Genomic DNA, 1,626 nt, shown 5'->3' with positions numbered 1-1,626 from the left:
CGGACCGGACATCGGTGGCGTTGCGGGTGGCCAACGTGCCGGGCGCGCTGGTGTCGGCCATGACGGAGCTGGCGATCCGCGACATCGACCTCACCCGCATCGAGTCCCGGCCCACCCGTACCGAACTCGGCACCTACGTCTTCTTCCTGGACTTCGTCGGACACATCGACGACGACTCGGTCGCCGAGGCGCTTCGGGCGCTGCACCGCCGGTGTGCCGACGTCCGCTATCTGGGCTCGTGGCCGACGGGCGAGGTGGTGGGGGCGACGCCTCCGCCGATGGATGAATCGGCCGAGTGGCTCGAGCGGATGCGGAAGGGCCGGCCGTGAGCGGCCGGTTGGTGCTGGTGCGGCACGGCCAGACGCACGGCAACGTCGACCGTCGCCTGGACACCCGCCCGCCCGGCGCCGAACTGACCGATCTCGGACGTGATCAGGCGAGGGCCTTCGCCCGGGCGCTCCCGCGCCCACCGGCGATGATCGCCCACTCGATCGCCACCCGCGCCGTGCAGACCGCATCGGAGATATCCGGCCTGATCAGCGCGGCCCCGGTCGCCGGGTTGCACGAGTTCGAAGGCATTCACGAGGTTCAGGTCGGCGACCTGGAGAACCGCAGCGACGAAGCCGCACACGACGAGTTCAACGGGATCTACCGGCGCTGGCACGGCGGTGAGCTGAGCGTGCCCCTTCCCGGTGGTGAGAGCGCCCATCAGGTCCTCGACCGGTACCTGCCGGTGCTCGAACAGCTCAGGCTGCGCTATCTCGACGACGATGCGTTCCCCGGTGACATCGTGGTGGTCAGCCACGGCGCAGCCATCCGGCTCGTCTCCGCGGTGCTCGCGGGTGTCGACGGAGCGTTCGCGATCGACCATCACCTCGCGAACACCGAATCGGTGGTCCTGGCCCCGATCACCGATGGCCGTTGGAGCTGCGTGCAGTGGGGTGCGCTGACCCCACCCTTCGCCGGCACGGCGACGGCGACCGTTGTCCACGAGGCACGGCGCTCATCCGAGCCGATGGGCTGAGAAGACCACTGATTCGAGCTGGTCGCACATACAGCCGACGGCAGTGCAGTCGAGGTGCATGGAGTGCTCACCCGCGGCGGCCAGGCACTCGTCCTCGGTGCATTCGGCACGCCGGAAGGCGTGGTGAATGAGCGCACCGTGGCAGTGCTCCAGGCCTGCGCGGCAGGCACGGCATTCACGGGTCATGACCCGTTCATAGCACTCCGTACCGACGACTTCCGGTTGCCGCGCGTGAGTCCGCTCGGTGAGTCCGTCAGGCCCAACCCAGCTCGTGGAGCCGGTCGTCATCGATGCCGAAGTGGTGCGCGATCTCGTGGATCACCGTGACGGCGACCTCCTCGACCACCTCTTCGGGGCTGCCGCAGACGTCGAGCAGCGCGTCCCGGTAGATCGTGATCGTGTCCGGCAGCGAACCGCCGTACGACGAATCCCGTTCGGTCAACGCGATGCCCTCGTACAGACCGAGCAGGTCCGGCTCGTCGTCGTTGCGCGTGGCGACCAGGATCACCACGTTGTCGATCGCCCGCGCCAGCTCGGACGGAATGAGGTCGAGCGCGTCACCGACCAACTCGTCGAACCGTTGCGGGGTCATCCGCACGGTC

General features: G+C 68.6%; 4 protein-coding genes. 2 read left to right on the top strand and 2 right to left on the bottom strand.

The window, feature by feature from the left end:
* Both WA965_RS24325 and WA965_RS24320 read left to right on the top strand, forming a co-directional pair.
* Positions 1-329, top strand: a 329-nt coding sequence (locus WA965_RS24325) for an ACT domain-containing protein (protein WP_526448157.1), incomplete at its 5' end; no start/stop codon positions are given.
* Positions 326-1,024: a histidine phosphatase family protein gene (locus WA965_RS24320; RefSeq protein WP_526302688.1), complete on the top strand. Its 699-nt coding sequence runs from the start codon at positions 326-328 to the stop codon at positions 1,022-1,024. The genes WA965_RS24325 and WA965_RS24320, both read left to right, overlap by 4 nt.
* On the opposite strand, the gene WA965_RS24315 is transcribed toward WA965_RS24320, so the two are convergent.
* Both WA965_RS24315 and WA965_RS24310 read right to left on the bottom strand, forming a co-directional pair.
* On the bottom strand, positions 1,004-1,210 hold the full coding sequence (locus WA965_RS24315; protein ID WP_526302687.1) for a hypothetical protein: 207 nt from the start codon (positions 1,208-1,210) through the stop codon (positions 1,004-1,006). The two genes, WA965_RS24320 and WA965_RS24315, sit on opposite strands and share 21 nt — an antisense overlap.
* A gap of 67 nt (positions 1,211-1,277) precedes the next feature.
* Positions 1,278-1,622 (bottom strand): metallopeptidase family protein, encoded by a 345-nt coding sequence (locus WA965_RS24310; protein WP_526448158.1) that lies wholly within the window; start codon positions 1,620-1,622, stop codon positions 1,278-1,280.
* Positions 1,623-1,626: the final 4 nt, after the last annotated feature.

It is taken from the genome of Mycobacterium sp. (assembly GCF_049683935.1).
GTDB lineage: Bacteria > Actinomycetota > Actinomycetes > Mycobacteriales > Mycobacteriaceae > Mycobacterium.
This window is presented reverse-complemented; position numbering and strand designations above follow the sequence as displayed.